The following is a 380-nucleotide window of genomic DNA, read 5'->3' as shown; positions in this document are numbered from 1 at the left end:
ACCCCCACGCCGTAGGCGCTAGATCCTAAGTCTAGTGCGTCTGCCAATTCCGCCACATCTGCAAATTAAATTTGGTGATCTGCCAGGGAATCGAACCCTGGACACCGTGATTAAAAGTCACGTGCTCTACCGACTGAGCTAGCAAATCAAGTTTTTGGCTGGGATAGCAGGATTCGAACCTGCGAATGACGGAGTCAAAGTCCGTTGCCTTACCGCTTGGCGATATCCCAAAATATGGGGTGAGCGACGAGACTCGAACTCGCGACACCCAGAGCCACAATCTGGTGCTCTACCAACTGAACTACGCCCACCATATGGTGTACCTTAAGGGATTCGAACCCCTGACCCACGGCTTAGAAGGCCGTTGCTCTATCCAGCTG

3 tRNA genes are annotated in these 380 nt (G+C 52.6%); all 3 read right to left on the bottom strand.

Going from position 1 to position 380, the window contains the following annotated elements:
- Positions 1 to 72: 72 nt before the first annotated feature.
- Positions 73 to 148: transfer RNA gene (locus ACYUCG_RS15310), tRNA-Lys, on the bottom strand.
- A gap of 7 nt (positions 149 to 155) precedes the next feature.
- A tRNA-Gln gene (locus tag ACYUCG_RS15305) sits at positions 156 to 230 on the bottom strand.
- Positions 231 to 235: 5 nt separating this feature from the next.
- Positions 236 to 311: transfer RNA gene (locus ACYUCG_RS15300), tRNA-His, on the bottom strand.
- Between the last annotated feature and the right edge of the window lie 69 nt (positions 312 to 380).

The sequence above is a fragment of the Clostridium sp. CTA-17 genome (genome assembly GCF_054767895.1).
This window is presented reverse-complemented; position numbering and strand designations above follow the sequence as displayed.